1 pseudogene is annotated in these 249 nt (G+C 75.5%); it reads right to left on the reverse strand.

The window, feature by feature from the left end:
- Positions 1-249, reverse strand: a pseudogene (locus tag AC0IYU_RS34910) (oxidoreductase); the annotation flags it as partial.

Genomic DNA, 249 nt, shown 5'->3' on the forward strand with positions numbered 1-249 from the left:
CCTTGGTGACGTCGGCCGCGATGGCGGAGCCGCGGCCGCCGTCAGCGGCGATCCGCGCAACTGTGTCGTCGGCGGAGGCGCGGTTGAGGTCTGCGACCGCGACCTGCGCCCCCTCGCGCGCGAACAGCAGGCTCATGGCGCGGCCGTTGCCGATCGGATCGGTCGCCGCATCGAACACGCGCGGGCCGCCGCCGACCACCAGAATGCGGCGACCGTCGAGGCGTCCCCTGCCCGGCGCAGTGCCGGAGG

The organism is Variovorax sp. AC103, assembly GCF_979254005.1.